At 72.8% G+C, this 3,709-nt stretch carries 2 protein-coding genes; both read left to right on the top strand.

Annotated features, from left to right (window positions below; translation table 11 throughout):
• Positions 1-162 precede the first annotated feature (162 nt).
• The gene (gene pta / locus ACFT5B_RS19405) at positions 163-2,334 is read left to right on the top strand and encodes a phosphate acetyltransferase (RefSeq protein WP_386800830.1); all 2,172 of its coding nucleotides are present in this window, start codon (positions 163-165) and stop codon (positions 2,332-2,334) included.
• Positions 2,331-3,596, top strand: coding sequence for an acetate/propionate family kinase (locus ACFT5B_RS19400; protein WP_386800829.1), 1,266 nt, complete (start codon positions 2,331-2,333; stop codon positions 3,594-3,596). The genes pta and ACFT5B_RS19400 overlap by 4 nt, the downstream gene beginning before the upstream one ends.
• Positions 3,597-3,709: the final 113 nt, after the last annotated feature.

Genomic DNA, 3,709 nt, shown 5'->3' with positions numbered 1-3,709 from the left:
AGCCAGCGGAGCGTGCCCGCTTGCTCGACGCCGGGCCCGCTCGCTCGACGGAGACGTCCGTCACCTCGTGCTTCGCGACACTGCGGGCCGCACCGCCATGCGGTGGAATAGGGGCAGCGCCTGACGACGCGAGCACGACACCGAGCACAGAGAGAGCGAGCGGTGAGCGAGTCCACCCGAAGCGTGTACATCACCTCCCCCGAGGGGGAGACCGGCAAGTCGACCGTCGCCCTCGGCGTCCTCGAGCTCCTCCAGCGACGGTTCCGGCGCGTGGGGGTGTTCCGCCCCGTCGCCCGCAGCGCGCAGGCGAACCCTCGCTCGGGTCGCGACTACGTCCTCGAGCTCCTGCTCGCCCGCGACAGCGTGGACCTCGGCTACGAGCAGTGCGTCGGCGTGACGTACGACGAGGTCCACGACGACCCCGAGGGCTCGCTCTCCCAGATCGTCGCGAAGTTCCACGACGTCGCCGTCGCCTGCGACGCCGTCCTCGTCCTGGGCAGCGACTACACCGACGTGGCCGGCCCGACCGAGCTGTCCTTCAACGCCCGGGTCGCCGCGAACCTCGGCGCACCCGTCCTCCTCGTGCTCTCGGGCTTCGGCCGCACGCCCGACGACGTCCGCCAGCTCGCCGAGGTCAGCCTCGCCGAGCTCCAGACGAACCACGCGCGGCCGTTCGGCGTCGTCGCGAACCGGTGCCGCCCGGACGACCTCGACGCGGTGGGCGCGGCGCTCGCGGCCCTCGACGCGCCCGGCGCCCCGACGTCACCGCTGCCGGTGTGGACGATCCCCGAGGAGCCGTCGCTGTCCGCGCCGACGGTCGAGGGCCTGCGCGATGCGGTCGACGGCACGCTCCTCCTGGGCGACGACGAGCTCCTCGCCCGCGAGGCGATGGGCGTCCTCGTCGGCGCGATGACCCTCGAGCACCTGCTCGACCACCTCACGGACGGGGCGGTCGTCGTCACGGCGGGCGACCGCTCGGAGGTGCTCATCGGGCTCCTCGCGGCGCACTCGGCGCCGTCGTACCCGTCGCTCGCCGCCATGGTCCTGACGGGCGGGCTCGAACCCCCGGCGTCGATCACGCGCCTGCTCGACGACCTCGCCCCGAGCCTCCCGATCCTCACGACGCACCTCGACACCATCGAGACCGCGAGCCGCGCCGCCCGGACCCGTGGACGGGTCAGCCTCGACGCCCCCGCGAAGGTCGACACCGCGCTCGCACTGTTCGACCGTGCGACCGCGGGCGCCGCGCACGGCGGGCTGGCGGCGGCTCTGGACGTTCCGCCGTCGGACGTGGTGACGCCGCTCATGTTCGAGTACGAGCTCCTCGCGCGTGCCCGCGCCGACCGCAAGCACGTGGTGCTGCCCGAGGGCGACGACGACCGGATCCTGCGCGCGGCGTCGACCCTGCTGCAGCGCGACGTCGCGGAGCTGACGATCCTCGGCGACGAGGCGGCCGTGCGGTCGCGCGCCGCAGAGCTCGGGCTCCGGCTCGACGGCGCGCACGTCCTGTCCCCGCACGACCCGGGGCTCGTCGAGCGGTTCGCCGAGGAGTACACGCGGCTGCGGTCGCACAAGGGCATGACCGTCGAGCGTGCGCGCGAGATCGTCACCGACGTCTCGTACTTCGGCACGATGATGGTCCACCTCGGGCTCGCGGACGGGATGGTCTCGGGCGCCGCGCACACCACGGCCCACACCATCAAGCCGTCGTTCGAGATCATCAAGACCGCGCCCGGAGTCTCCGTCGTGTCGTCGGTGTTCCTCATGTGCCTCGAGGACCGGGTGCTCGTCTACGGCGACTGTGCGGTCATCCCCGACCCGACGTCGACGCAGCTCGCCGACATCGCGATCTCGTCGGCCGCCACGGCCGCGCAGTTCGGCGTCCCGCCGCGGATCGCGATGCTGTCGTACTCGACGGGCGAGTCCGGCTACGGCGCCGACGTCGAGAAGGTCCGGGACGCGACCGCGCTGGTCCGCGAGCGCCGCGCCGACCTGTCGGTGGCCGGCCCCATCCAGTACGACGCCGCCGTGGACGCCTCGGTCGCGGCGTCGAAGATGCCCGGCTCCGACGTCGCCGGCAAGGCGACCGTGTTCGTCTTCCCCGACCTCAACACGGGCAACAACACCTACAAGGCCGTGCAGCGCTCCGCGGGCGCGGTCGCGATCGGACCGGTGCTCCAGGGCCTCGCGAAGCCCGTGAACGACCTGTCGCGCGGCGCGCTCGTCCACGACATCGTGAACACGGTCGCCATCACCGCCATCCAGGCCCAGGCCGGCAGCACGGCCGGCACGGTCGGCGCAGCAGCAGGCTCCGCCGGAGAAGGAGAAGCATGAGCATCCTGCCCGAGTCCGAACGCCCGAACCCCTACTCCGCGTACGGCGCGCACGGGTCCGTCCTGGTGCTGAACTCGGGTTCCAGCTCGCTCAAGTACCAGCTCGTCAACCCGGTGGGCGGGGAGGCGATCGCGTCGGGGATCGTCGAGCGGATCGGCGAGTCGTCGAGCCCGCTGCGGCACCGGTTCGGCGGCAACACGACGGAGCGCGAGCAGCACGTGGAGGACCACGCGGAAGCCCTGCGGGTCGCGCTGGGGCTCTTCGGCGAGCTCGGGCCGGACCTCGAGCAGGCCGGCGTGCACGCCGTCGGGCACCGCGTCGTCCACGGCGGTTCGGTGTTCTCCCAGCCGGTCCTGGTCGACGACGACGTCCTGGCGAAGATCCGCGACCTGTCGCCCCTCGCGCCGCTGCACAACCCGGCGAACGCGACGGGTATCGAGGTGGCGCGCGAGCTCATGGGCGACGTCCCGCACGTCGCCGTCTTCGACACGGCGTTCTTCCAGTCCCTCCCGGAGCACGCGTACACGTACGCGCTCGAGCGGGGCGTCGCCGAGGAGCACGGGGTCCGCCGGTACGGCTTCCACGGCACGAGCCACCAGTACGTCGCGGGCAAGGTCGCGCGCGTGCTGGGGCGGCGCGTGCAGGACCTCAACCAGGTCGTGCTCCACCTCGGCAACGGGGCGTCGGCGTCGGCGATCGCGGGCGGGGTCCCGGTCGAGACGTCGATGGGGCTGACGCCGCTCGAGGGGCTCGTCATGGGCACCCGCACGGGCGACATCGACCCGGCCGTCGTGTTCCACCTGTCCCGCAACGCGGGCATGAGCATCGACGAGATCGACGACCTGTTCAACAAGCGGTCAGGCGTCAAGGGGCTCGCGGGCGAGAACGACTTCCGCGCCGTCCGCGCCCTGGCCGACGGCGACGACCCCGAGGCCGCGAAGGCGGCCCGGCTCGCGCTCGACGTCTACGAGCACCGCCTGCGCAAGTACATCGGCGCCTACTCGGCCGTCCTCGGCCGGGTCGACGTGCTCGCGTTCACGGCCGGCGTCGGGGAGAACGACGCCGCGGTGCGCGCCGAGGTCCTCGACGGCCTCGAACCGCTGGGGCTCGCCGTCGACCCCGACCGCAACGCCGTCCGCTCCGACGAGCCCCGGATCATCTCCCCGTCGTGGACCAGCACGCTCGTCATGGTCGTACCGACCAACGAGGAGCTCGCGATCGCACGCCAGTGCGTCGAGGTCGTGGACGGCCTCGGCGCCTGACCCACCCGCTCGCCCCGTCCCCCGCCCCCGCTCCGGCCGCCACCCCCGCTCCGCCGAGATACCGAGATCCGGCCGAGATACCGATGCAGGATGCTTATCTATGGCGCCTCTGT

This window comes from Luteimicrobium sp. NPDC057192, assembly GCF_042670205.1.
In the GTDB taxonomy this organism is placed as follows: Bacteria; Actinomycetota; Actinomycetes; order Actinomycetales; family Cellulomonadaceae; genus Luteimicrobium.
This window is presented reverse-complemented; position numbering and strand designations above follow the sequence as displayed.